This is a genomic window from Streptomyces sp. NPDC030809 (genome assembly GCF_055572195.1).
In genome coordinates this window covers 111399-133947 of record NZ_JBVIDV010000023.1, presented here as the reverse complement: position 1 = coordinate 133947, position 22549 = coordinate 111399, and the positions used below count along the sequence as shown (strand labels likewise).

20 protein-coding genes and 1 riboswitch are annotated in these 22549 nt (G+C 74.7%); of the genes, 11 read left to right on the top strand and 9 right to left on the bottom strand.

What is annotated here, in order from left to right:
- Window positions 1-15: 15 nt before the first annotated feature.
- From ACZ407_RS27540 to ACZ407_RS27530, 3 genes are all read right to left on the bottom strand, one after another.
- Complete coding sequence (locus tag ACZ407_RS27540) at window positions 16-519, bottom strand: hypothetical protein (RefSeq protein ID WP_468132809.1); 504 nt, start codon at window positions 517-519, stop codon at window positions 16-18.
- A 218-nt stretch (window positions 520-737) separates the two neighbouring features.
- Window positions 738-2237, bottom strand: coding sequence for a cellulose binding domain-containing protein (locus ACZ407_RS27535; protein WP_468132807.1), 1500 nt, complete (start codon window positions 2235-2237; stop codon window positions 738-740).
- 109 nt (window positions 2238-2346) lie between these two features.
- Window positions 2347-4281, bottom strand: a complete 1935-nt coding sequence (locus tag ACZ407_RS27530) for a hypothetical protein (protein WP_468132805.1) — start codon at window positions 4279-4281, stop codon at window positions 2347-2349.
- Between the two features lie 302 nt (window positions 4282-4583).
- Between ACZ407_RS27530 and ACZ407_RS27525 the strand changes: the two genes are divergently transcribed.
- The 3 genes from ACZ407_RS27525 (at window position 4584) to ACZ407_RS27515 (ending at window position 7423) form a co-directional block, all read left to right on the top strand.
- A complete protein-coding gene (locus ACZ407_RS27525) occupies window positions 4584-6185 on the top strand; it encodes a L,D-transpeptidase (protein WP_468132803.1) in 1602 nt (533 codons plus the stop codon).
- A 101-nt stretch (window positions 6186-6286) separates the two neighbouring features.
- A complete protein-coding gene (locus ACZ407_RS27520) occupies window positions 6287-6523 on the top strand; it encodes a chaplin (protein ID WP_468132801.1) in 237 nt (78 codons plus the stop codon).
- Window positions 6524-6628: 105 nt separating this feature from the next.
- The gene (locus ACZ407_RS27515) at window positions 6629-7423 is read left to right on the top strand and encodes a hypothetical protein (RefSeq protein ID WP_468132799.1); all 795 of its coding nucleotides are present in this window, start codon (window positions 6629-6631) and stop codon (window positions 7421-7423) included.
- Window positions 7424-7531: 108 nt separating this feature from the next.
- Here ACZ407_RS27515 and ACZ407_RS27510 read toward each other — a convergent pair whose 3' ends face one another.
- Window positions 7532-7750 carry an acyl-CoA carboxylase epsilon subunit gene (locus tag ACZ407_RS27510; RefSeq protein WP_468132797.1) on the bottom strand — a complete coding sequence of 73 codons (219 nt, stop codon included), beginning with the start codon at window positions 7748-7750 and terminating at the stop codon, window positions 7532-7534.
- Window positions 7747-9009, bottom strand: a complete 1263-nt coding sequence (locus ACZ407_RS27505; RefSeq protein ID WP_468132795.1) for a cytochrome P450 — start codon at window positions 9007-9009, stop codon at window positions 7747-7749. The genes ACZ407_RS27510 and ACZ407_RS27505 overlap by 4 nt, the downstream gene beginning before the upstream one ends.
- On the opposite strand from ACZ407_RS27505, the gene ACZ407_RS27500 reads away from it, so the two are divergent.
- From ACZ407_RS27500 to ACZ407_RS27485, 4 genes are all read left to right on the top strand, one after another.
- Window positions 9008-10321 (top strand): type III polyketide synthase, encoded by a 1314-nt coding sequence (locus tag ACZ407_RS27500; protein ID WP_468132793.1) that lies wholly within the window; start codon window positions 9008-9010, stop codon window positions 10319-10321. The genes ACZ407_RS27505 and ACZ407_RS27500 overlap by 2 nt on opposite strands.
- Window positions 10311-11570 carry a cytochrome P450 gene (locus ACZ407_RS27495; protein WP_468132791.1) on the top strand — a complete coding sequence of 420 codons (1260 nt, stop codon included), beginning with the start codon at window positions 10311-10313 and terminating at the stop codon, window positions 11568-11570. Before ACZ407_RS27500 ends, ACZ407_RS27495 begins: the two co-directional genes overlap by 11 nt.
- Window positions 11567-12100 carry a cupin domain-containing protein gene (locus tag ACZ407_RS27490; protein WP_468132789.1) on the top strand — a complete coding sequence of 178 codons (534 nt, stop codon included), beginning with the start codon at window positions 11567-11569 and terminating at the stop codon, window positions 12098-12100. Before ACZ407_RS27495 ends, ACZ407_RS27490 begins: the two co-directional genes overlap by 4 nt.
- A gap of 147 nt (window positions 12101-12247) precedes the next feature.
- Window positions 12248-13177 carry a redoxin domain-containing protein gene (locus tag ACZ407_RS27485; RefSeq protein ID WP_468132787.1) on the top strand — a complete coding sequence of 310 codons (930 nt, stop codon included), beginning with the start codon at window positions 12248-12250 and terminating at the stop codon, window positions 13175-13177.
- On the opposite strand, the gene ACZ407_RS27480 is transcribed toward ACZ407_RS27485, so the two are convergent.
- Window positions 13171-13998, bottom strand: coding sequence for a LysM peptidoglycan-binding domain-containing protein (locus tag ACZ407_RS27480; RefSeq protein ID WP_468132785.1), 828 nt, complete (start codon window positions 13996-13998; stop codon window positions 13171-13173). The genes ACZ407_RS27485 and ACZ407_RS27480 overlap by 7 nt on opposite strands.
- A gap of 2 nt (window positions 13999-14000) precedes the next feature.
- Window positions 14001-14161, bottom strand: a riboswitch (cyclic di-AMP (ydaO/yuaA leader).
- A 385-nt stretch (window positions 14162-14546) separates the two neighbouring features.
- Between ACZ407_RS27480 and ACZ407_RS27475 the strand changes: the two genes are divergently transcribed.
- On the top strand, window positions 14547-15362 hold the full coding sequence (locus ACZ407_RS27475) for a crotonase/enoyl-CoA hydratase family protein (RefSeq protein WP_468132857.1): 816 nt from the start codon (window positions 14547-14549) through the stop codon (window positions 15360-15362).
- 26 nt (window positions 15363-15388) lie between these two features.
- Here the strand turns inward: ACZ407_RS27475 and ACZ407_RS27470 are convergent, their stop codons facing one another.
- Window positions 15389-16888: a hypothetical protein gene (locus ACZ407_RS27470; RefSeq protein ID WP_468132783.1), complete on the bottom strand. Its 1500-nt coding sequence runs from the start codon at window positions 16886-16888 to the stop codon at window positions 15389-15391.
- A 171-nt stretch (window positions 16889-17059) separates the two neighbouring features.
- Entirely contained in the window at window positions 17060-17581 is a 522-nt protein-coding gene (locus ACZ407_RS27465) for a TerD family protein (protein ID WP_468132781.1), read from the bottom strand.
- 173 nt (window positions 17582-17754) lie between these two features.
- Between ACZ407_RS27465 and ACZ407_RS27460 the strand changes: the two genes are divergently transcribed.
- Window positions 17755-19335, top strand: coding sequence for an FAD-binding oxidoreductase (locus tag ACZ407_RS27460; RefSeq protein ID WP_468132779.1), 1581 nt, complete (start codon window positions 17755-17757; stop codon window positions 19333-19335).
- On the opposite strand, the gene ACZ407_RS27455 is transcribed toward ACZ407_RS27460, so the two are convergent.
- Window positions 19289-19759 (bottom strand): Lrp/AsnC family transcriptional regulator, encoded by a 471-nt coding sequence (locus ACZ407_RS27455; protein ID WP_468132777.1) that lies wholly within the window; start codon window positions 19757-19759, stop codon window positions 19289-19291. The two genes, ACZ407_RS27460 and ACZ407_RS27455, sit on opposite strands and share 47 nt — an antisense overlap.
- Window positions 19760-19968: 209 nt before the next feature.
- Between ACZ407_RS27455 and ACZ407_RS27450 the strand changes: the two genes are divergently transcribed.
- Both ACZ407_RS27450 and ACZ407_RS27445 read left to right on the top strand, forming a co-directional pair.
- Window positions 19969-20925, top strand: coding sequence for an EamA family transporter (locus ACZ407_RS27450; protein WP_468132775.1), 957 nt, complete (start codon window positions 19969-19971; stop codon window positions 20923-20925).
- On the top strand, window positions 20918-22102 hold the full coding sequence (locus ACZ407_RS27445; RefSeq protein WP_468132773.1) for an amino acid aminotransferase: 1185 nt from the start codon (window positions 20918-20920) through the stop codon (window positions 22100-22102). The genes ACZ407_RS27450 and ACZ407_RS27445 overlap by 8 nt, the downstream gene beginning before the upstream one ends.
- The last annotated feature ends 447 nt before the right edge of the window (window positions 22103-22549 follow it).

Here is a 22549-nt window from a genome sequence, read left to right as displayed (position 1 = left end):
ACCCCGCGCATCCGGTCAGCCGGGGAGGGGCGCGCCCTCCGGGTCCAGGCCGGCCGGTGCGCGGAACATGGACGGGTCGGGGTAGGTGGCCTTCTCGGCGCGCAGGACCTCCTCGATCTCCCCGGTGAAGTCCGGGTCGAAGAAGCCCGTGGCGAGGAGCAGGTGCAGGGCCACCACGGTCGGGTCGAGCAGGGGGCGGGCCATGCGGGCGCCGCCGCCGGACATGCCGATGAACCCGGTGCGCGCCAGTGCGAGCCCGCGCTCGGCGCGGTCGGTGAACCCGGCGGTGGCGTAGCCGGCGACCAGCGCCAGTTCGGCGAGGAACTTGCGGGTGCCGCGGGCCATCTCCTCCGCGCCCTGGAGGGTCTGGACGGCTCCGCCGGCCACCTTGTAGTCGTCGCCGTTGCGCTGGAGGCCGCGCCCCTCGTACACGGCGAGCGACTCCTCGAAGAGCCGGCCCGCCTCGTCGACCGCCTTCATCGCGGCCACGAGCTCTCCGATGTTCAGGTCCTGCGTCACGCTGCCTCCCGGTCCGATCCGTGCAGGACAGACCGTAGGAGGCGGGCCCTCCGCAGGGGAACACCCTTGCACGGCCGGATGCGGGGCGCCCCTGTGTGGGGGGCGCCCCGCGGATCCCGGCGGCCGGGCGCCGGACGGGCGCCGGACGGGCGTCGGACGGGCGTCGGACGGGAGTGGGGCGGGCGTCGGACGGGAGTGGGGCGGGAGTGGGACGGGTGTCAGCCGCGGGCGGCGAACGCCTTGGTGAAGGCGAACGGGGCCTGGAGCACGGAGGAGCAGGTCGGGTCGGCCTGGTTCTTCGCCCCGCCCGGGCACTGCCGGTCCCGGGCGCCGGACCACATGGAGAGCCAGGCGAGGCCCTTGGTGCGGGCGAAGGCGGCGAGTTGTCCGGCGTCCTCGACGGTGAACACCTCGCTCGCCACGTCGTTGACTCCGATCATCGGGGTGACGGCGACCTTCTTCCACGCGGCGGCGTCCGAGAGCCCGAGCACCCCCTTGACCTGGGCCTGGGTCGCGGTCGCGGCCTGGACGGCGTAGCCGCCCATGTCCCCGCTGTACGCCGGACCGTAGTCCATCGCCATGATGTTGACGGCGGAGACCGCCACCCCGTTGCGCTTGGCGTCGGCGAGGAGGTCGATGCCCGGCTGGGTGAGGCCCTCGGGCATCACGGGGAGGGTGAAGGAGACGTCGAGACCGGGGTGCTCCTTCTGCAGGAGGGCGATGGCCTGCGCCCGGCGGGTGTTGGCGGCGGTGTCGGGGAGCGCCGCGCCCTCGATGTCGAAATCGGCCTTCGTGAGCCCGTACGCGTCCACGACCTTGCCGTAGGCGGCCGCGAGTTCGGCCGCCGACCGGCAGACGAGCCCGAGCTCGGAGCCGGCCGCCCCGCCGAAGGAGACCCGGACGTCCCCGCCCTTGGCGCGCAGCGCGCCGATCTGCGAGGCCACCCGGTCGGAGCCGAGGTCGCTCACCCCGCCCCACCGGGGGGTGCAGCCGCCGCCGGAGGTGACGAAGGCGAGGGTGTACTCCTTGACGCCGGTCTGCGCGGCGGCACCGAGGAGGTCGAACGCCGGGTAGAGCGAGGTGTCCACGTACGGGGCGAAGGCGGTGCCCCCGCCGGGCGGCCGGGTGGGGGTGGCGGTGGGCTCGGGGGTGGGCTTGCCGGTGGCGGTCGGCTTGGCCGTGGGGGTGGGCTTCGCGGTGGGCCTGACGGTGGGGGTGGCGGTCGGCCGGACCGTCGGCTTGGTGGTGGGGCGGCCGCCGGGCTCGGGGGTGCTGCCGGATCCGGCGGAGCACTTCTCCTTGTTGATGAGGCAGCCGGTGGGGTTGCCCGGGGAGCGGTCGGCGGAGGTGACGAACCCGACGGTGAGCGAGGCGCCGGGGGCTATGCCCTGCCGGTCCCACTGCGGGGGCCGGACGGTCACGTGGCGGCCCTGCACGGTGCGTTCGCCGTTCCAGAGGGAGGCGAGCGAGGTGCCTGCGGGCAGGTCGAACTCCAGGGTCCAGTCGGCGAGCGGCTCGGTGCCGCGGTTGGTGATGACGTACTGGCCGGTGTAGCCGGAGTTCCAGCTGCTCGCCCGGGTGAACACGGCGCCGACGGAGGCGGCCTGTGCGGTGCCGGTGAGGGCGACTGCGACGCCGCCGACGGCCGCCGCGAGCGCGACGGCCCCGGCCGCCTTCGCCTTGCCGCCTGCCCTGCGGCGGTGTGTGTTGCTGCCCATGGTGTGCCTGCCTCTGCGGTGCGGGGGTGGAGGACCGGGCAGCACGCTAGCGAGCACAAACCGGACATCCGTCCGCTTCGCCCCACGCCCCGGAGATCTTGAGCCCGCCTTAAGGAAGCCATCGGAGCGGGTTAAGCCCGAGCGTTCCCGCCCCGCCCGCGGGGACGGCCCGCCCGACCGTGAACGCGCAGGGCGGCAAGCCCGGTTCGGCGTCCTCCGGCTCCCGGCCCGGGCCCGGCACCGGAAGGCCGGCGCGGGCGGCGGCGCCCTCCCGAACGGGCGCGGGAACAGGCGCGGGCGCGGCCGCGGGTCCGGCCGCACGGGGACCGTCGCCCGTGCGGCCGGGAGCGGCCCCGATCTCGGGAACGGCCCCCGGCCCGCCGGGAGATGCCATCGCAGCGGCCGGAGCGGCCGCGGTGCCGTGCCGTGCGGAGCCGGGCACGGCAAAAGCAGCGGCGCCCGCCCCGGGAACGGCCCTCCAACTCCCCGGAGGCGGCGCCTCAGCAGCTGCGACCGGAACAGCCGCGGCGCCCAACCGGTCCGCGGCGTTCCCGTCGGCCGAGGTCGGGCGGGCACGTGCGGCAGCGGCGTCCCCGCGCTCCGGGACGGGCGCGGCCGGGGCGCGTACGGTCGCGGCCCGCCGGAGTGCGGGCGGGGGCGGCGGGGGCGGCGTGCCGGGGCGTGCGGGTGCGGTGCGGGCGCCGACGCCCCCGGCGGGGGTCAGGGCCGCCTCGGGTCGGGGCAGGGGTGGCCGGGCCGGGGGGCGGTGGCGGGTGAGGGCGCGGTCGTTGCCGCTGATGCCGGCCGCCAGGGCGGTGCCGTCGGGGAGGGCGGCCACGGCGCGGGCCTCCTCGTAGCGACCGGGGACGAGGCGGGGGGCGAGGCGGCCGCCGGGCCCGAAGGAGGGGTCCGGCCTGCCGTCGGGCAGGTGGCGGGAGACGGTGAAGCCGGCGGCCGTCCGGCCCGCGGTGAGGATGCGCCCGCCGGGCCCGACCGCCACGTCGTAGGCCCGGGCGAAGGGCGGCGGTACGGCTCCCCCGCCGGCGGCGCCGGGACCGCTCCCGAAGGCCGGGTCGAGGGTGCCGTCGGGGCGGAAGCGGAGCAGGGCCGCGGAGGGTCCGGCGTACCCCGCGGCGACCAGGTGTCCGTCGGGCTGCAAGGCCGCCCCGCGGAGCCCGTCCTCGGCACCCGAGTCGGCGGTGACCCGGCCGCCGGACCCGAAGGCGGGATCGAGGGTGCCGTCGGGCCGGTAGCCGGCGAGTGCGAAGTCGGCCGCGAACTCCGGTGCGGCGAAGCCGGACTGGCCCACGGCAAGGATCCCGCCGTCCGGGCGGAGCACCAGGTCGTAGGCGCTCGCCCCGCCGCGCGGGAAGGAGGTGACCACCCGGCCGCCGCGGCCGAACTCCGGGTCCGGCGTGCCGTCCGGCCGCAGCCGGAGCAGCGCGAAGCCATGGCCGGCCCGGCCCGCCACCACGATCCGGCCGTCCGGCTGCACCGCCACCGCGTGCGCCTCGGCGGTGCCCGCCCCTGCGAAGGCGGCGAGCACCCGGCCGGCGGTGCCGAAGCCCGGGTCGGGACGGCCGTCGGGCAGCAGCCGGGCCACCGCGAACCGGCAGCAGCCGCGGCCCGGCCCGGAGCTGCGGCCCACCACGAGGATCCGGCCGTCGGGCTGTACGGCCGCGCCGTCGGCCACGTCGTCCCCGCCGAGGTCGGCGAGGGCCACCCCGGCCTTCCCGAAGGCGGGGTCCGGGGTGCCGTCGGGCCGGTGCCGGACCAGCGCGAAGTCCCCGGCTCCGCCCGCGGCCCAGCGGGTCCCCGCGGTGAGGATCCGCCCGTCGGGCTGCACCACCAGGTCCTGTACGTCCTCGGTCGCCGCCAGGTCGGTGAGGACCCGCCCCGCGCGGCCGAAGCCGGGTTCCGGCGCCGTCCGGGGGTCCGGGGCGGCGGGCGCGGCCCGGGCCCCGCCCGGCTGGATGAGGGCGAAGGCGAGGAGGAGCACTGCGGCGCACCGGCGGCCCGGCCGGGCCGGTGGGACTGCGGACATGTGGACCCCTCGGGAGCTGCGGGCGGAGACTGCCCACACCCTTCGGCTCGCGCGGCCGCGTTCCGTAGCGGATGCGGCCCGACTTCCCTCCTGGGTACGGGAGTTCCACCCGGCCGAGTGAGCGCGGACGGGTGCGGAGCGTGCCCGTGTTGACCGCGCCGGCGCGTGCGGGGCCGGGCCGCTGCTCCGTACGAGTCCTCTTCGGTGCCCCGTTCGGCCGCACCGGCCGAGTTCATGATCATCCTTTCGGTCCGGTACCGGTCTGATGCTGCCGGAGGCCTTGGCAGATGCGGGAGGGCAACGTGACGAGGACGCGGGTACGACGGGCCGGGGTGTGGAGCGCGGCGGCCGCGGTGACGGGGGCCATGCTGGTCGTCGCCGCGGCGCCGGGCCGGGCGCCCGAGGGCGGCAACTCGCTGGAGGAGCAGGAGAACCGGCGGCTGCATGCCCCCGTGGCCCTGCTGGTCGGACGGGTCCTGGCAGCCGGACCCGAGGCGGCCGCGCACCGCCCGGACGGCATCGGCCGGGACGGCACCGGACCGGACGGGACCGGACCGGACGAGGACGGGGCGGAGGAAGGCGCGGAGGACGGCGGACAGGAGGGCGGGGGCGCGGCGGCCGCCGCCGCGCCCTGCGCCGTGGGGGCCTTCCGGTCGGCGGTGTGCCCGGGCTGGCAGCAGCAGACGGTGCTCGCCACGGTCGGCGGCGCGGGCCGGCTGCTGCCCGAGTCCCTGCCCGGCGGGGCCCCGCGGACCCTGCTCGGCGCCGGGCTGCCGACCTCCGCGGCGGGCCCGTTCGAGATCGCCCTCGCCAGGGCCGGGCTGCTCGGCGAGGTGACGGTGCGGGACGGCCACGGGCGCCATCTGGGCGGCGCGTTGAGCCCCGACGGCCGCCGCTGGCTCGCGACCGACCCGCTGCGGGCGGGCGAGAGGTACACGGTGCACGTCGGCGCCGAGAATCCGGCCGGCACCCTGGTCGGTGCCACGATGGCCTTCGCCACGGCTCCCGCCGCCGACTCGGACCGGCTCACCGTCTCCTTCGGCCCCCGGCCGGGCACGTACGGGGCCGGGCAGATCGTGACGGCCGACCTCAGCCATCCCGTGCCCGCCTCCGACCGCGACGCGCGGGCCCGGGTGGAGCGGGCGCTGCGGGTGACCTCGGAGCCCCGGGTCGAGGGGGCCTGGCACTGGGTGGACGCCCAGACCCTGCACTACCGGCCCCGCACGTACTGGCCCGCGCACACCGTGATCCGGGTGCACAGCGGCCTGGACGGGGTGGAGTTCGGCCACGGACGGCACGGGGGTCCTTCCGAGCCGCTGCGGCTGACGATCGCCGACCGGGTGGAGGCGGTCACGGACGCGGCCGCCCACCGGATGACCGTCCGCCGCAACGGCCGCCTGCTGCGCACCATTCTGGTCACCACCGGGAAGGCCGGCTTCCGCACCCGAACCGGCGTCAAGGTGGTGCTCCGCAAGGAGCCGAAGGTGCGGATGCGGGGGGACACGGTCGGCATCAAGAAGGGCACCCGGGAGTTCTACGACCTGAAGGTGCTGTGGGCCACCCGGGTGACGTGGAGCGGTGAGTACGTCCATGCGGCCCCCTGGTCGGTCGAGGCGCAGGGCGAGGAGAACGTCAGCCACGGCTGCACCGGCATGAGCACGGAGGACGCCGAGTGGTTCTTCCGCACGGTGCGCGTGGGGGACGTGGTCGAGGTGGTGAACAGCGGCGGGGAGCCGATGGCTCCCTTCGGGAACGGCTACGGCGACTGGAACGTGCCCTGGTCGGCCTGGCTGGCCGGCAGCGCCCTCGCCGAGGACCCGGGCTCCTCGGTGTCCGCGCAGGTCACCACGGGTGCGGCGGCCCCGGCCCAGCCCGCCGCGGTCCGGCTGCGGCCCACGACGTGAGCCGGTGCCCCGCCCTCTACCGGGTCAATGCAGGCTCTCGCGGGGCCCCCGCGGTTTCATCGTCGCTGTCCGAACCAGCCCCCTTCACCCGGGAGTGGAACATGCGCATCCGTACCACCATCGCCGCCCTGGCCCTGGCCGCCGCCGGAGTCATCGGCGCCACCGGCTCCGCCGTCGCCGACGCGCACGCCGAGGGCATTGCGGTGGGCTCCCCCGGCGTGCTGTCGGGCAACGTCGTCCAGATTCCGGTGCACATCCCGATCAACATCTGCGGCAACTCCGTCAATCTGATCGGCGCGCTCAACCCGGCCGCGGGCAACACCTGCATCAACAGCTGACCGGCCGGCGGCCCCGCGGTGCAGGCGCCGCGGGGCCGCTCCGGTGCACCGCACCCGTACGGCGCACTCCCCGCGCGCCGCACCCGAACCCCTCAGGGAGTCCCCATGCGACCTGCGCACCTCCGCGCAGCCCTGCACGTCCTGACCACATCCATCGTCGCGGCGGGGCTGGTCTGCGCCTCCCCCGCACAAGCCGCGGACCCGGACCTGCCGGTCCACTGGTGCTACGTCAACGGTGTCGAGGCCCCGCCCGGCCGCATGGTGCAGGGCACCTCGGGCCCCGACACGATCCTGTGCGAGAACGACGTCGAGAACGCCGTGATCTGGGGCGCCGGCGGGAACGACAACATCCGGGTCAAGGGGATGATCGTCGACTCCATGGTGCTCGGCGGCGAAGGCGACGACACCATCCAGGTGAACAACCTGGCCCCCACCCACGGGAATTCCATGGTGCGCGGCGATGCCGGCAACGACACCATCATCACCGCCCTGGTGTGGGGCAGTGCCGAGCACGGGGCCGAGGTCCGCGGGGACCACGGCGACGACACGATCACGACGGGCAGCGTCCTCGGCCAGCCGGGCCAGTACCAGCGCGGCGGCGGCCAGGTCTTCGGCAACGACGGCTCGGACCGCATCACCACCGGGACGGTGGACCTCGGCGGCCGGGTGATCGGCGGCAGCGAGGACGACGTCATCGAGCCGAAGTCCGTCGGCATGGAGTCCTCGGGCATCATCCAGGGCGGTCCGGGCCGGGACAAGATCCGCGGCAAGCAGGACTCGCAGCTGGTCATCGGCCCCGGCTACGGCCAGGTGGACGGCGGTCCCGGCCAGGACGAGTGCAAGATCCAGCACGCCTCGACGGGCGAGCGGATCCGCAGCGCGGTCGCGAACTGCCCCTGACCGGGGCCGGCGCGGCAGCGGAACGTCGCCGCCCGGGTGCAGGCGCCTTCACCGGCCCGCACCCGGGCGGCCGTACGCCGTCTGGGCGCATGCTCTCCGCGCCGGCGGTCAGCCGGACCTCCGGTGGCCGTGGGCCTGCCAGGACTGGGCCGGATGGGCCGGACCCGGCCGGCTGCGGGTCCAGGTAGGCCGGTGCGGCGCAGGCGCAGGCCGCGCACGGAGCGCGTGCCTGTGCCTGGCCAGGGCGAGCAGGGCGGCGGTGAGCGCCGCCAGTTCTATGTGGTCGGGGTCGCCCCCCGCGACCCGTATCTCGTGGCGGCCGCTCACCAGGTCACCGGCAGGGTCCGGGGCCCGCGGATCAGTGCGCCGGTCTGCCAGGCGAGGCTTTCGGCGGGCACGGCGAGGGCCAGCTTCGGGTACCGGTCGAGGAGGGTTTCGAGGATGATCTCGGACTCCATCCGGGCGAGCATCGAACCCACGCAGTGGTGCGGGCCGTTGCCGAAGGACATGTGGGCGATGGGGCCGCGGTCGAAGTCGATGGTGTCGGGGTCGCGGAACATCGCGGGGTCCCGGTTGGCCGCCAGGTACGAGGCGTAGACCGCTTCCCCCCTGCGGATCAGCACCCCGCCCATTTCCACGTCCTCCGTGGCCACCCGGGGCAGGCCCACCCCGCTGCGGTGCGGGATGAACCGGAGCAGTTCGTCGACGGCCTGCGGGATCATGCCGGGCTCGGCACGCAGCCGTTCGAGTTGCTCCGGGTGGGTGAGAAGCGCGAACACCATGTTGGCGCTGTTGTTGCGGACGGCGTGGGCCCCGCTCACGAGGATGGCGGTGGCCAGCGAGACGGCCTCGTCCTCGGTGATCTCACCGGCCAGGGTGGCGGAGGCGAGCACGCCGCCGAGGTCGTCCTGCGGTGCCTCGCGGCGCAGGGCCAGCAGGTCCACCACGCACTCGCGGACCGTCTGCTTGGCCCCGGCACTGCGGGAGGGCGCGGCCCCGGGGGCCATGATCATGTCGGCCCAGGAGGTCATGTTGCGCCGCATCTCCTCGGGCACGCCGAGCAGGTCGCTCACCACGGCCAGCGGGAACGGTCCGTGCAGGTGCTCCACCAGGTCGGCCGGTGCGCCGTGCCGCTCCATCCCGTCGAGGAGTTCGTCGCAGGTCTGCTGGGCGGTGGGGCGCAGCCGCAGCATGCTCTTGCCGGTGAAGGCCCGGGCCACCACGCGCCGCATCACGTTGAGCCGGGGCGGGTCGGCGTAGTTGAGCGAGGCCTTCAGCGAGGCGATCGCGTGCGGGGAGGAGCTGGTGACGGTGCGCTCGACGAGTTCCTCGCGGCTGAACCGGGGGTCGGTCGTCACCTGTTTGACGTGCTCGTAGCGGCTCATCAGCCAGGCCGAGTCCTGGCCGTACGGGAGCTTGATGCGGGCGGCGCTGGTCTCGCCGAGCCGGTCCTGCAGGAACGGGTCGAAGTCCAGGGCTTCCAGGTCGTCCAGGCTCCAGAAGTGGACGCCGCCGTCCGCCTCGGGACAGCCGGCCGGCTGCGCCGTGGGCTGCTGCCTGACCGCCGTCTCGGGGTCTGACGTCATGGGGTCTCCCGGTTCTCTCGTCACGCACCGTGGTGCACCACCGCAGGGCGCGGTGGAGGAATCCATTCCCTTTTGCCAGTCGACTGGCCCGGAGCCGCCCTCGGATCACCGGAATGGCGCAGGTCCCGGCGGAACTCCTCAGCGCGCGCAAACCCCGGCTGTCCGTGAGGCTTTTGCAGAACGCGAAAGGAGACCCCACGCGATGGCTACTCTGTGCAAACCAACGGTGTCCGTGCCCGAGCACGTGATCACCATGGAGCAGACGCTTGATCTCGCCCGCTCCGTTCACGCGGACCACCCGCAGCTCGACCTCGCGCTGCGGCTCATCCGGAACACCGGAGTCGAGAAGCGGCACATCGTGCAGCCCATCGAGGAGACGCTCAAACACCCCGGCTTCGAGTACCGCAACACCGTCTACGAGGCCGAGGCCAAGGCCCGCGTCCCGGCCGTGGTGCAGGAGGCCCTGGAGAACGCAGGCCTCCGGGCGTCCGACATCGACGCGATCGTCTACGTCTCCTGCACGGGCTTCATGATGCCCTCGCTGACGGCGTGGCTGATCAACCGGATGGGGTTCCGGACGGACTGCCGGCAGCTGCCGATCGCGCAGCTGGGGTGTGCCGCGGGCGGCGCCGCCATCAACCGGGCGCACGACTTCTGCACCGCCTACCCGGGGGCCAACGCCCTCATCGTGGCCTGCGAGTTCTGCTCGCTGTGCTACCAGCCGGGCGACCTCGAAGTGGGCAACCTGCTGTCCAACGGCCTCTTCGGCGACGGTCTGGCGGCCGCCGTCGTGCGCGGCCGCGGCGGCACCGGCATCGAGCTCCAGCGCAACGGTTCCTACCTGGTGCCGGACACCGAGGACTGGATCGCGTACGACGTCCGCTCCACCGGGTTCCACTTCAAGCTGGACCGGCGGGTGCCGGGCACCATGGAGCCGCTGGCTCCGGCCCTGCAGCAACTCGCCCACCAGCACGGCTGGGACGCGGCAGATCTGGACTTCTACATCGTCCACGCGGGTGGTCCGAGGATCCTGGACGACCTGAGCAAGTTCCTCGGGGTGCCTTCCGAGGCCTTCCGCTTCAGCCGGGCCACCCTGACGGAGTACGGCAACATCGCGAGTGCGGTGGTGCTGGACGCGCTGCGCCGGCTCTTCGACGCGGGCGGTGCGGAGGACACGGCCCGGGGGCTCCTGGCCGGGTTCGGGCCGGGCATCACGGCGGAGATCTCCCTGGGCTGCTGGACCTCGGAGGAGGACCAGGAGCTGGCGGAGCTCACCGAGGCGATGGAGCGGGAGTCGCTGCATGTCGACTGAGACGGCGGGCGCCGGCACCGGCACGGGCACCTCCGGTGCCGGTGCCGACCGCGCCCTGCAGCAGCCCCCGGTGCGCGACTGGCCGGCCCTGGACCTCACGGGTGTGGACTTCGACCCGGTGCTCGCCCGGCTGATGCGCGAGGGGCCGGTGACCCGGATCCGGCTGCCGAACGGGGACGGCTGGGCCTGGCTGGTGTCCCGCTACGAGGACGTCCGCATGGTGACGAACGACCGCCGGTTCAGCCGGAAGGCCGTCGTCTCGCACAACGTCACCCGGCTGGCCCCGCACTTCATCCCGGTGGACGGGGCGGTCGGGTTCGAGGACCCGCCGGACCACACCCGGCTGCGGCGGGCGGTGGCCCCCGCCTTCACCACCCGCGGGGTGGAGCGGCTGCGCGAGCGGGCGAAGGAGATGCTGGACGAGCTGGTCGACGGGATGCTGCGCGACGGCCCGCCCGCCGACCTGACCGAGCGGATGCTGGCCCCGTTCCCCCTCGCGGTGGTGTGCGAACTGATGGGCGTGCCCGCCGAGGACCGGCCCCGGATGCACGAATGGACCATGCTGATCCTTTCGTCCAGCGCCGGCGCCTCCCGCAGCGAGCAGGCGAAGGACGCGATGTCGGCGTACTTCGCCGAACTGCTGGAGCGGCGGCGCGGCAGCGGCGGCGAGGACATCGTCGGGCTGCTGGCGACCGCCGTCGGCCAGGGGGACGTCACCGCCTCGGAGGCGGTGGGCCTGGCCCTGCTCATCCAGATCGGGGGCGAGGCCGTCACCAACAACACCGGCAACATGGCGTACATCCTGCTGAGCCGGCCGGAGTTGGCGCAGCGCCTGCGGGAGCGCCCGGCGCTGCGGCCCACCGCCCTCGACGAGCTGCTGCGCTACATCCCGCACCGCAGTGCGGTGGGCCTGTCCCGGATCGCGATGGAGGACGTGACCGTCGCCGGGCACCGGATCAGGGCGGGCGAGGCGGTGTACGTCTCGTACCTGGCGGCGAACCGGGACCCGGAGGTCTTCCCCGACCCGGAGGAGATCGTCCTCGACCGCAGCCCCAACCCGCACGTCGCCTTCGGCTACGGGCCCCACTACTGCCTCGGCGGACTGCTCGCCCGGCTGGAGTCGGAGCTGATGGTGGACGCGCTGCTGGACCGCTTCCCCGGACTGCGGCTCGCGGTGCCGGAGCCGGAACTGCGGTGGCGGCCGGGGGCGCTGATCCGGGGCCCCGAGGGATTGCCGGTGACCTGGTGACCGTCTTCGCGCACTCCCCGGACGGCCTGCTGGTGCCCGCCGGGCACGGGCGGACGCTGGTCACCCCGGCCCACGAGGTCACCTTCAAGGTGACCGGCGAGCACTCCCGGGTGGCCTCCAGCTTCGAGGTCGTGGTGCCTCCCGGTTTCGACGTGGGCGCCCATGTGCACGCCCACAGCGAGGAGTTGTTCTACGTGCTCGAAGGGGAGCTGGAGGTGCTGGCCTTCGAGCCGCGCATCCGGACCAGCGAGGACTGGCGGAACTGGAAGTCCGCCACCGGGCGGCGGCCGGTGCACGCCGGGCCGGGCACGGTGATCGTGGTGCCGCCCGGCTGCCCGCACGCCTTCGCCAACCGGTCCCGGGAGCCGGCCCGGATGTTCTTCCAGTCCTCGCCGCCGCCGGACCACGAGCGCTACTTCGAGGAGCTGTTCGCGATCCTGTCCGGGCCGGGGCCGGTGGACGAGGAGGCCATCGCGGGCCTGCGGACCCGCTACGACATCGAGCAGCTCACCCCCCTGCGGCACGGCTGACCCCGGTCCCGCCCGGGCCGTACCGCTCCCCCGCCCCCGTCCGGCTCCGGCCGGCCGGGGGCTTGACCTTGCCCTCCGGGGCAAGGTCTAGCGTGAGCCGCAGCGGAGGCGGCGCCGACGGGGGGCCGCGCGGACGGCGGGGGCGGCATGAGGATCGGCGAGGCGGCGCGGCGGGCGGGGGCGACCGCGAAGGCGGTGCGCTACTACGAGTCCCTCGGGCTCATCTCCCCCGGCCGGCTGCCCAACGGCTACCGGGAGTACGGGGACCACGAGGTGCGCCTGGTACGGGAGATCAGGGCGCTCGGCGCGATGGGTATCCCGGTGGAGCGGACCCGCCCGTTCCTGGACTGCCTGGACGGCGGGAGCGAGCACGGCGACGACTGCCCGGCCTCGCTGGCCGGTTACCGGGCGGCGATCGAGGACCTGGACGCGCGCATCGAGGCGCTGACCGCCCGCCGATCGGCGCTGGCCGGACGGCTGCACTCGGCGGCGTACCGCAACAGCACGGCACGGCCCGGTCGGGAGGACCCGTACCGGCTGCCGGCCGGGCTGCCCGTGCCGGAGGACGACGGAGCCGCGGCGCACCTGCCGGGACTGGCCGCGCCGCCGCTCGCCCTGTCCGCCACGTCGGGCGGGACGGTACGGCTGGACCGGCTGGGCCCCGGCCGCACCGTCCTGTACGTCTACCCGCTGACCGGGCGCCCGGAGGCCGACCTGCCGGCCGGCTGGGAGGAGATCCCCGGGGCGCGCGGCTGCACCGCGCAGGCCTGCGGCTTCCGGGACCACCACCGGGAGCTGCTGGCGGCGGGGGCCCGGGTCTACGGGCTGTCCGGCCAGGACACCCCGTACCAGGCGGAGGTGGTGGAGCGGCTGGGACTGCCGTACCCGCTGCTGTCCGATCCGGACCTCGCCCTGGCGCGGGCGCTGGACCTGCCCACCTTCGAGTTCGAGGGCCGGACCCTCTTCAGGCGGCTGACGCTCGTCGTGCGGGACGGGAGGATCGAGCACGTCTTCCACCCGGTCTTCCCGCCCGACGAGCACGCCGGCCAGGTCCTCGCCTGGCTCTCCGGTCAGTAGGCGCCGAAGACGTTGTCGATCGAACCGTAGCGGGCGGCCGCGTAGTTGCAGGCCGCGGTGATGTTGGCGACCGGGTCGTAGGAGTCGGTCGAGGTGCCGGGCACGTGGTAGGCGCGGAAGGTGGGGTCGATCACCTGGAGCAGGCCCTTGGAGGGGATGCCGGCCGCCGCGTTCGAGTCCCAGTTGTTGATGGCGAGGGGGTTGCCGGAGGACTCGCGCATGACGTTGCGGTAGATCCCCTGGTAGCTGCCCGGGATGCCGTGGCGGGCCATGATGTCCAGCGACTCGCGGATCCAGCCGTCCAGGTTGTTCGGGTAGCTCACGGCCTTCGGGGCGGCGGTGGTCCGGGCCGAGCGGTCGGCGCGGGCCGGGGCCGCGGCCCGGTCGGCGGCGCTCTTCGCCTTCGCCGCCGCCGACTTGGCCGGCTTGGCCTTGGCGGGGTTGGGGGCGCCGAGGGTGAGCTTGAGGCCGGGGTGGATGAGCGCCGGGTCCCCGCCGATGACGTTCCGGTTGTCCTGGTACAGCTTCTTCCAGCCGCCGGTCACGTGCTGCGAACGGGCGATCCCGGAAAGGGAGTCGCCGGCCTTGACGGAATAGGTGGCCGGCCCCTTGGCGGGCGCCTTCCCCGGGGCTGCCGCCGGAGCGGACTTTGCGGTGGTGATGGAATGCACGGACTGCGCCGCCGCATTCGGGGCCGCGGCGTCGGCCACGCTGGCACCGATCAGCGGAAGGGCGAGGGCTGCGCCGCCCGTGCCGGCGGCGACGAAGCCGCGGCTGAGCGGGTTGTTCTTCGGGCGGCGGTGCTTACCCTTTGCGGGCATGGCGGTGTCCTCTCCGACGCCTGCGAGGTGAGCTGTCGGGTTCGGGCTGGAGCTGCCCGGCCGCACGGCGTGTGCGGCTTCACCCCGAGCCGTCCCGTGTCCGGGCCGGCGGCCTGCCTGGTTCCCCCGCTCCTGCCGTGTCGCGCGTGGGTGGATGGATGTCCGGGCGGCGGCAGGATTCGGCGTTCCGCTCGGATTGACGGTGACGCTAAAGGAAGCAGGGCGCACAGAACAAGACGTGAATTGCACGAGGAAATGAAATTGACCGATCCACCGGAAAAGGATCATTCCGCACCGCCGGAGGGCGTCCCCAACTTCCGGGCGGCACAAGGGCCGCGGCCGGCTCCCGTGGCTTCGCACGAGGATTCCGCGTGACCCACCTCACGGGCCCCGCGCCGAATACGGCATGAGTGGATATGGAGGCATGAAGAAGCCGAATTCGGACATTGCCCCCTGTCGGCGTAGGCCGGGGTGGGCCATGCTGTGATCCGCCCGCCCGGGCGAGGGGTCCGGGGCGGCGGCGGACGAGGGGGCGCGGAGTGGGCACGGTGGACGGCACGGTGGACGGCGCGGCGGGCGGCAGGGCGGACGGCACGGACGGGGTGCGGATCGAGCGGGACGGGCCGGTCTTCACGGTGGTGCTGGACCGGCCGGGGGTGCGCAACGCGGTCGACGGACCGGCGGCGGCGGCGCTCGCGGCGGCCTTCCGCACCTTCGACGCCGACCCGGAGGCGGCCGTGGCCGTGCTGTGGGGCGAGGGCGGCACCTTCTGCGCGGGCGCCGACCTCAAGGCGATGGGCGGCGGGCGGGGCAACCGGGTGGCCGAGGACGGGGACGGCCCCATGGGCCCGACCCGGATGGAACTGGGCAAACCCGCTATTGCCGCCATTTCCGGCCATGCCGTGGCGGGCGGCCTGGAGCTGGCGCTCTGGTGCGACCTGCGGGTGGCCGAGGAGGACGCCGTCCTCGGGGTCTTCTGCCGGCGGTGGGGCGTGCCGCTGATCGACGGGGGCACCGTACGGCTGCCGCGGCTGATCGGCGAGAGCCGCGCGATGGACCTGATCCTCACCGGGCGCGCCGTGCCCGCGCCGGAGGCGTACGGGATGGGGCTGGTGAACCGCCTCGTGCCGCCGGGGCAGGCCCGGGCGGCCGCCGAGCGGCTGGCGCACGAGATCGCGGGGTTCCCTCAGCTGTGCCTGCGGCAGGACCGGCTCTCGGTGCGCGAGCAGCACGGCCTCGACGGGGCGGCGGCCCTGCGCAACGAGTACCGGCACGGCCTGGTGCCGCTGTCCGCCGGGGAGACCCGGGCGGGGGCCGCCCGCTTCGCGGCGGGGGCCGGCCGGCACGGCAGCTTCACGGACTGACCGGCCGGCCCCCGCCCGTCCTCGCCCTACGGACGGGCGAGGACGTCGCCGATGCGGTGTGCGTAGAGCACGCGGCCGCAGGGCGAGACGTCGGTCGCCGCGCAGGAGGAAGAGGCCGTGTTGGCGCGGTGCTCGGTGACGGACCACAGCAGGGCCGGGCTGCCGGTGGACTCGCCGTGTTCCACGTACAGGTCCTCCGGTCCGACGGCGGTCGGGACCTCGGCCCCGCTGACGGTCAGCGCCTTGGCCGCATCGAACCGGGCCCGGTAGAGGCTGCCGTTCGCGTGCAGGTGGCTCTGGTTCAGGTAGACGGTGCCCTGGTACTTGGCTGCGCCCTGGACGCCCTCGACGGGCAGGTGGTTCGCCCAGTCGGCGAGCTGGGTGACCCCGTTGGTCGACATGATCTCGCCGGTGTCGCCGTCGAGCTTGAACCCGCCGATGCGGCCGGTGGAGGGGAGTTCGGTGGTGGCCCGGCAGTACTCGCCCATGATCAGCTCGTCCGGGTTGGTGCTGCGGTCCACCGACAGGTACGAGGCCTTGGGGGCGCCGCGGTCCTCACAGGTGGAGAGCTTCGCCGAGTTGTACTGGGGGGCGCTGAAGGTCCAGCTCGCCACCTGCGGCATCACGTAGCGGTAGCCGAAGGAGTAGTAGACCCCGCTCTGCCGGCCGATCTTGCGGACGTCCTGGACGTTGCTGGTCAGGCCGTTCTCGGTGGCGTCGTTGGTGCTCGCGTCCTGGTCCGGGTTGAGGTCCATGATGTACCGCATGTCGAAGACCCGGATGCCGTTCATGGTGTCGGCGACGTACAGGCGGTTCCCGTACCAGACGATCCCGCCGGCGTGGATGCCGTTCTGCTGCGGGTTCTCGCTCGCGTGCACGGCGTCGTACGAGATGTTGCCGTAGCTGTTGTAGTACGGCCACACGAGCAGCACGTGGCGGTACTTGTTGGTGTCCGGGTCGAGGAAGGTGACCCGTACGCCCTTCTCGTTGCAGGAGTCGGGCTCGGCGGTGGTGCAGCCGTCGGCGTCCCCGCGGCCCGGGTTCTCGCTGTCGTACGAGCCCACGAGCACCGGGCGCTTGGTGCCCCACCGTTCGTCCTGCTGGGCGTCGGAGGCTCCGGTGACGGCCTGCGGGATCCACTCGGTGGACAGCGAGTCCGAGGAGTCGAAGCAGTACGTGCGTGCGGGGGCGAGGGGGGTGCCGCGGTCGCCGGAGCCGAAGGGGTCGGTGGCGCAGGCGGTGCCGGTGGTCGCGGTGCGGTTGGCCTGGTCGAGCAGGTTCTGCACGCCCTGCTTGTGGAGGGCGGCGTCCAGGTCGGCCACCCGGCCGCTGATGTCCCCGCCGGACTTCATGGCGAACTCGGCGCTGCCGGCCGGGGTTCCGGGGCCGCTGAAGGCGGTGGCGGCCGTGGCGGTGGCGGTGGCCGTGGTGGCCTGCGGCTGGGCGGAGCCGGCCGGTGCCGGGTCGGCGGCGGTGGCGGGGGCGGCGAGGCCCCCGCCCAGCACCAGGCCCGCGGCTGCGGCCACGGCGAGCAGGCGGGCTCGGCCGTGCGTGGGTATACGGCGTGTCAGGCGGAACCGCAAGGGTGGCCTCCGTTGCTCTGGGGAACAGAGCAACGGATCCTTGCAGAGCCGCGATCCGGAGGACAAACTTCCGCCAATGCCCGGACAGTCCGGACATGACACCTTTTCACCGGATCAGCGGGCGCCCATGACCCGGGTGAACTCCTCGGGACCCACGGAGAATCCGCGCAGGACCAGGTCCGCGTTCCAGCCCCCCGAGCCGTCCCGGGTGAACTCGGCGACCGCGGCGGCCGTCGCATCCGCGACGGCCGACAGGTCGCTCAGGGCCAGGTCCTCGGCGCCCTGGCGGACCCGGACCCCGGTGCCGGGTATGGAGCCGAAGGTCTTCGGGCCGTCCCCCTGGATGACCACGCCGACCACCACCCGCGCCAGGCTCTCGGCCATCCGGTCGAGTTCGACCGTCATGACCTCGTCGTAGCCGAAGCCCTGGCCGGTACGGCTGTCCCGGTTGAGGGTGATGGTGCCGTCGGGCGAGCGGCGGCCGAAGTGCACGAGGTGGACCGGCTCGCCGTGGGGGTCGTCCGCGCCGTAGACCGCCGCGATGATGTCGAGGTCGTGGGCCGGGGTCCCCGAGGGGCTCGGGTCCCACTTCAGCGCGACCTCCACCTTGGCCAGGCTCTTGCGGACACCGGTCATGGAACTCCCTTTCTCTGGCGGCGCGTTGCCCGACCATGCTGTCATGATCCCCGAACTGCGGTGCGATCGCCCGGATGTTCCAGGCCACCCCGGGTCCGCCGATCGGGTGGGCGGCCGGCCGGCCCGGCCCGGGCTGCCGGAACCCGCCGCTGGGCGGTGGCACTAGTGGGGCCATGAGGATCGGGCGGCGCGCACTGCTGCGCGGGGCGGCGGGACTGGCCGCCCTCGGGACGGGAACCACGAGACGGCCGGGCGGGCCGCGGCAGGGGCGGGACGCGGACTTCACCGCCCTGGCCGCCGGGCTCGACGGCCCGCTGGTACGGCCCGGCGAGCCCGGCTATCCGGAGGCCCGCGGCCTCTACCAGCCGCGGTACGACTCCGTCGCGCCGGCAGCGGTCGCCTACCCCGCCCACGACCTGGACGTTGCCGCGTGCATCGACTTCGCCCGCCGGACCGGGACCCCGGTCGTCCCGCGCGCCGGCGGCCACTCGTACGCGGGCTGGTCCACCGGCCCGGGCCTGGTCGTCGACGTGTCGGCGCTGGGGCGGCTGGTCACCGGCACCGGCAGCGCCCGGGTCGGCGCCGGAACGCGCCTGGGCGACCTGCACGCCGGGCTCGCCGCCCACGGCGCGGCCCTGCCCGCCGGGCTGTGCCCGACCGTGGGGATCGCGGGCCTCGCCCTCGGCGGCGGACTCGGGGTGACCAGCCGGGCCTACGGCACCACGAGCGACCACCTCACCGGCGCCCGGGTGGTCACCGCCGACGGGCGGGTGCGCGAGGTGGACGCCCGGCAGGACCCCGGCCTGTTCTGGGCCCTGCGCGGCGGGGGCGGCGGGAACTTCGGGATCGTGACCGAGTTCCGCTTCCGCACCCGCCCGGCCCTGGACTGCGCCTTCGCCGAGCTCCACTGGGCCTGGCGGGACGCGGGCGCGCTGCTGCGGGGCTGGCAGCGCTGGCAGGCCGGGCTGCCCGACGCGTTCTGGAGCCAGGCCGAGTTCGCGCTCGACGGCGGGCCGCCGCCGGGACCGGTGGTGCGGGTGGTGTGCCTGGACGGACGGCGGGACCTGGAGAACCGGCTGACGGCCCTCGCGGACCTGGCCGGGGCCGCACCCCGGGACGGCCATGTCGTGGTGCGCAGCCACGGCGACACGATGCGGGCCATGTCGGGCTGCCTCGACCTGTCCCCCGCGCAGTGCCGGCTGCCCGGGACCCTGCCGGGCCGCGGTCCGCAGGGCCTCCTCGGGCGGCAGGACTACGCGGCGCGCTCCGACTTCTGGCCGGCCGGCGGGATGCCCGGCCCGGCGGTCGACGCGGTGCTGGCGGCGGTGGCCCGGTACGCCGGTGCGGCCGCGCCGGGCGGAGCGGGGGTGGTGCAGTTCGACGGGGTGTGCGGGGGTGCCGTGAACCGGGTCGCGGCGGCGGACACCGCGTTCGTGCACCGCGGCAGCGCCTTCCTGGCGCAGTACCTGGCGTACTGGCCGGCCGGCGCATCCCGGGCCGACGCGGACCGGCAGCAGGCCTGGCTGGACGGGCTCTGGTCGGACCTGCGGCCCTGGACGGACGGGTCGGCGTACCAGAACTACGCCGACCCCCGGCTGACGGCCTGGTCCCGGGCGTACCACGGGGCCAACCTGGCCCGGCTGCGCGAGGTCAAGGCCGCCTACGACCCCGGGGAGCTGTTCCGCTTCCCGCAGGGGGTGCGGCCGGTCAGCCGCGCGGAACGGCGGGGCGCGGGTAGGTACGGGACTGCTTGACGCTGCCGAAGGCGAAGCTCGACTCGATCGAGGCGATGCCGGGGATGGCGTGGATCCGGGTCCGGACCAGGGCCTCGTACGCCTCCAGGCTCTCGATCACGATGCGCATCAGGTAGTCGCTGCTCCCGGCCATGAGGTAGCAGTCCTGGATGTGCTCGATGAGGCCGACGTGCTCCTCGAAGAGCCGCACCGCCTCCCCGGTGTGGCGCTCCAGCCGGACCCGGACGAACACGGTGATCGGCAGCCCGAAGGCGGACTGGTCGACCATCGCGGTGTACCCGCGGATCAGGCCGGCCTCCTCCAGCCGGCGGACCCGCCGCAGGCAGGGGGACGGGGAGAGCTGGACCCGGTCGGCGAGGTCCTGGTTGGAGAGCCGGCCGTCGGCCTGGAGCTCCCGGATGATGTGCAGATCCACTGCGTCCATGGCCTTCACGTCACGCTTCCCGTTCCGGGCTCCCGCCCCGGCACCTGTCCGGTTTCTGCCGGACCGTGCCACCACTCTCACGATTATTGGCAGATTCTGCCCCTACGGTAGGCCTGAGGGGCAGAACTAGCAATCGTGTGCCTCCGGAAAGGACCTAGCGTTGCCCTGTGGGCAGAAAGCCCGGCACGCACTCGGGAGGATGGGGCCCGTTGGTCACGATCGACACCAGGGACACGCGGGCACCCGCGGCCCGGCGGGCGGCCCGCGGGATGTCCCCGCAGGCGGTGGGCATGGCGGCGCTGCTGCTGACCGTCACCATCTGGGCAGCCTTCGCCCTCAGCGCCCGCGCGCTGAGCTCCTCCACCCTCAAGCCCGCCGACGCGGCCCTGCTCCGCTACGGGCTGCCGCTGCTCGTGCTGGCCCCCGCCCTGTGGCGCCGCCGCCGGGCCATCGCCGCGGTCCGGCCGGCCGCCGCCCTCAAGGTCGCGTGCGGGGCGGGCGTGCCCTTCTTCCTCGCCGCGATGCAGGGCGGCTCCCTCACCTCGGCCGCGTTCGTGGGCTCGCTGGTGCCGGGCATGGTGCCGCTGTTCGTGGCCGGGCTGATGGCCGCGACCGGACGCGGGCTGCCCCGGGGCACCCAGATCGCCGGGCTCGCCCTGATCGCGGCGGGGGTGCTGGCCCTGGTCTGGCGGTACGTGGTCCCCGTGAACGGGGACGTGCTGGCCGGATCCGGCCTGCTGCTCCTCGCCAGCGGACTGTGGGCGCTGTACACGGTCGGCCTGCGCGAGGTCGAGCTCGACCCGGTGGGCTCGATCGGCCTGCTGTGCCTGCCCTCTTTCGTGATCATCGCCGTGCTGGCCCTCGCCGGGGTGCTGCCCACCGGCCTGGCCCACGCCGCGGGCGGCGACATCCTGCTGTTCCTGGTCGTCCAGGGCCTCGGGGTGGGGCTGTGCGCCGGACTGCTGTACGCCTTCGCCATCCGCCGGGTCGGCGCCGAGCGCAGCTCGGTGGTCGGCAGCCTCAGCCCGGTCCTCGTCGTCCTGCTCGCCGTCCCGCTGCTCGGCGAGTCGCCGACCACCGCCGTGCTCGTCGGCGTCCCCCTCATCACCGCCGGTGTCGCGCTCGCCAACCGACGCCCCCGAACCAAGGTCCCCGCCGATGCTTGAGCTGCTCCCGCCCCCGCCCGTCGACCCGCTGTGGGACCTGGCCGCCGAGTTCGGCGCCGACCCGCGTCCCGAGCGCCTCAACCTCGTGCTGGGCGTGTACCGCGACCACACCGGCGCCACGCCCGTGATGGGCGCGGTCCGCGAGGCGGAGACCCGGCTCGCGGCCCGGGCCGAGTCCAAGGAGTACCGCGGGCTGTCCGGCAACACCGCCTTCAACCGGGCGATGCTGGCGACCGTACTCGGCTCCCCCGGGCTCACCGCCCGCGCCACGGCCGTCCAGACGGTCGCCGGCACCGGGGCGCTCCGGCTGCTCGCGGACCTCATCTGCCGCACCCGGCCCGGCACGACGGTGTGGATCAGCGACCCGGCGTACGTCAACCACCGGCCGATCATGGAGGCGGCGGGGCTGACCGTGCGCGCCTACCGCTGGCTGGACGCGGAGGGCGGCTTCGACCACGAGGGCATGCTCGGGGACCTGGCACAGGCCCGGCGGGACGACGTGGTGCTGCTCCAGGGCTGCTGCCACAACCCCTCGGGGGTGGACCCGTCCGAGGAGGCCTGGGCGGCACTGGCCGACCTGGCCGGGCAGCACGGCTGGGTGCCGCTGGTGGACCTGGCGTACCACGGGCTCGGCGACGGGCTGGAGGCCGACCTCGCGCCCACGCGGATGCTGGCGGCGCGGGTGCCCGAGATGCTCGTCGCGATCAGCTGCTCGAAGAACTTCGGCCTGTACAGCGACCGTACGGGCTGCGCGGTCGTGCTCGGCTCCTCGGCGCAGGCGCTCCAGCACGTGGAGACGGCCCTGCAGAACGCGGCGCGCACCCTCTACTCCATGCCCCCGGAGCACGGGGCGGCGGTGGTCGCCACCATCCTGGAGGACCCCGGCCTGCGCACCGCGTGGCGGGCGGAGCTGGAGGTCATGCGGGGCCGCATCACCGCGAACCGGACGGATCTGGCGGCGCACCTGTCCAGCCTGGGGCACGAGGGGGTGGCCCGGGTCCTGGCGCGCCAGAAGGGCATGTTCTCCATGCTGCCGCTGGGGGCCGGGCGGATGACGGAGCTGCGGACCCGGTGTGCCGTGTACGGCACGGACTCGGGCCGCATCAACATCGCCGGCATCCCGGCCCACCGCATCCCGTACCTGGCCCAATCCATAGCCACGGTCCTCCCGACCTGACGGGTCCGAAACACCCCGCCACCGCCTGCCCACCGCCAGAGGGGGGCGGGCACGATCCAACCCCTCAACGGGCGGCTGCCCACCAGCAGGGGCACGTTCCAGCCCCAGGGGGTACCTCCCAGCCCCCCTGGGGCTGGGGCGTTCCAGGCGCGGGTCCGGGCAGAGCCCGGTGACCCGCAACACCAGCCCCTCGGCGTGGGAGGCGCGGGCCCGGGCTTGAGGAGCGGGTCCGGGCACAGCCCGGTGACCCGGCAACCCCCAGCCCCTCCGGCGTTTGAGGAGCGGGTCCGGGCAGAGCCCGACGACCCGGCAACCCCCAGCCCCGCCGGCGATTGAGGCGCGGGTCCGGGCAGAGCCCGGTGCCCGGCGCCAGCCGGGATGCTCTTGGGGGGGTGGCCCAAACCCCACCCCCCCCCCCCCCCAGAGGGCGGGCTCTCTCCCCCCCCT

What these genes read in the sequence shown, in the direction of transcription:
- ACZ407_RS27535 (WP_468132807.1), bottom strand. Translation starts at nt 2,237, where the DNA reads ATGGGCAGCAACACACACCGCCGCAGGGCAGGCGGCAAGGCGAAGGCG.
- ACZ407_RS27530 (WP_468132805.1), bottom strand. Translation starts at nt 4,281, where the DNA reads ATGTCCGCAGTCCCACCGGCCCGGCCGGGCCGCCGGTGCGCCGCAGTG.
- ACZ407_RS27520 (WP_468132801.1), top strand. Translation starts at nt 6,287, where the DNA reads ATGCGCATCCGTACCACCATCGCCGCCCTGGCCCTGGCCGCCGCCGGA.
- ACZ407_RS27515 (WP_468132799.1), top strand. Translation starts at nt 6,629, where the DNA reads ATGCGACCTGCGCACCTCCGCGCAGCCCTGCACGTCCTGACCACATCC.
- ACZ407_RS27500 (WP_468132793.1), top strand. Translation starts at nt 9,008, where the DNA reads ATGGGGTCTCCCGGTTCTCTCGTCACGCACCGTGGTGCACCACCGCAG.
- ACZ407_RS27505 (WP_468132795.1), bottom strand. Translation starts at nt 9,009, where the DNA reads ATGACGTCAGACCCCGAGACGGCGGTCAGGCAGCAGCCCACGGCGCAG.
- ACZ407_RS27495 (WP_468132791.1), top strand. Translation starts at nt 10,311, where the DNA reads ATGTCGACTGAGACGGCGGGCGCCGGCACCGGCACGGGCACCTCCGGT.
- ACZ407_RS27485 (WP_468132787.1), top strand. Translation starts at nt 12,248, where the DNA reads ATGAGGATCGGCGAGGCGGCGCGGCGGGCGGGGGCGACCGCGAAGGCG.
- ACZ407_RS27480 (WP_468132785.1), bottom strand. Translation starts at nt 13,998, where the DNA reads ATGCCCGCAAAGGGTAAGCACCGCCGCCCGAAGAACAACCCGCTCAGC.
- ACZ407_RS27465 (WP_468132781.1), bottom strand. Translation starts at nt 17,581, where the DNA reads ATGACCGGTGTCCGCAAGAGCCTGGCCAAGGTGGAGGTCGCGCTGAAG.
- ACZ407_RS27460 (WP_468132779.1), top strand. Translation starts at nt 17,755, where the DNA reads ATGAGGATCGGGCGGCGCGCACTGCTGCGCGGGGCGGCGGGACTGGCC.
- ACZ407_RS27455 (WP_468132777.1), bottom strand. Translation starts at nt 19,759, where the DNA reads ATGGACGCAGTGGATCTGCACATCATCCGGGAGCTCCAGGCCGACGGC.
- ACZ407_RS27445 (WP_468132773.1), top strand. Translation starts at nt 20,918, where the DNA reads ATGCTTGAGCTGCTCCCGCCCCCGCCCGTCGACCCGCTGTGGGACCTG.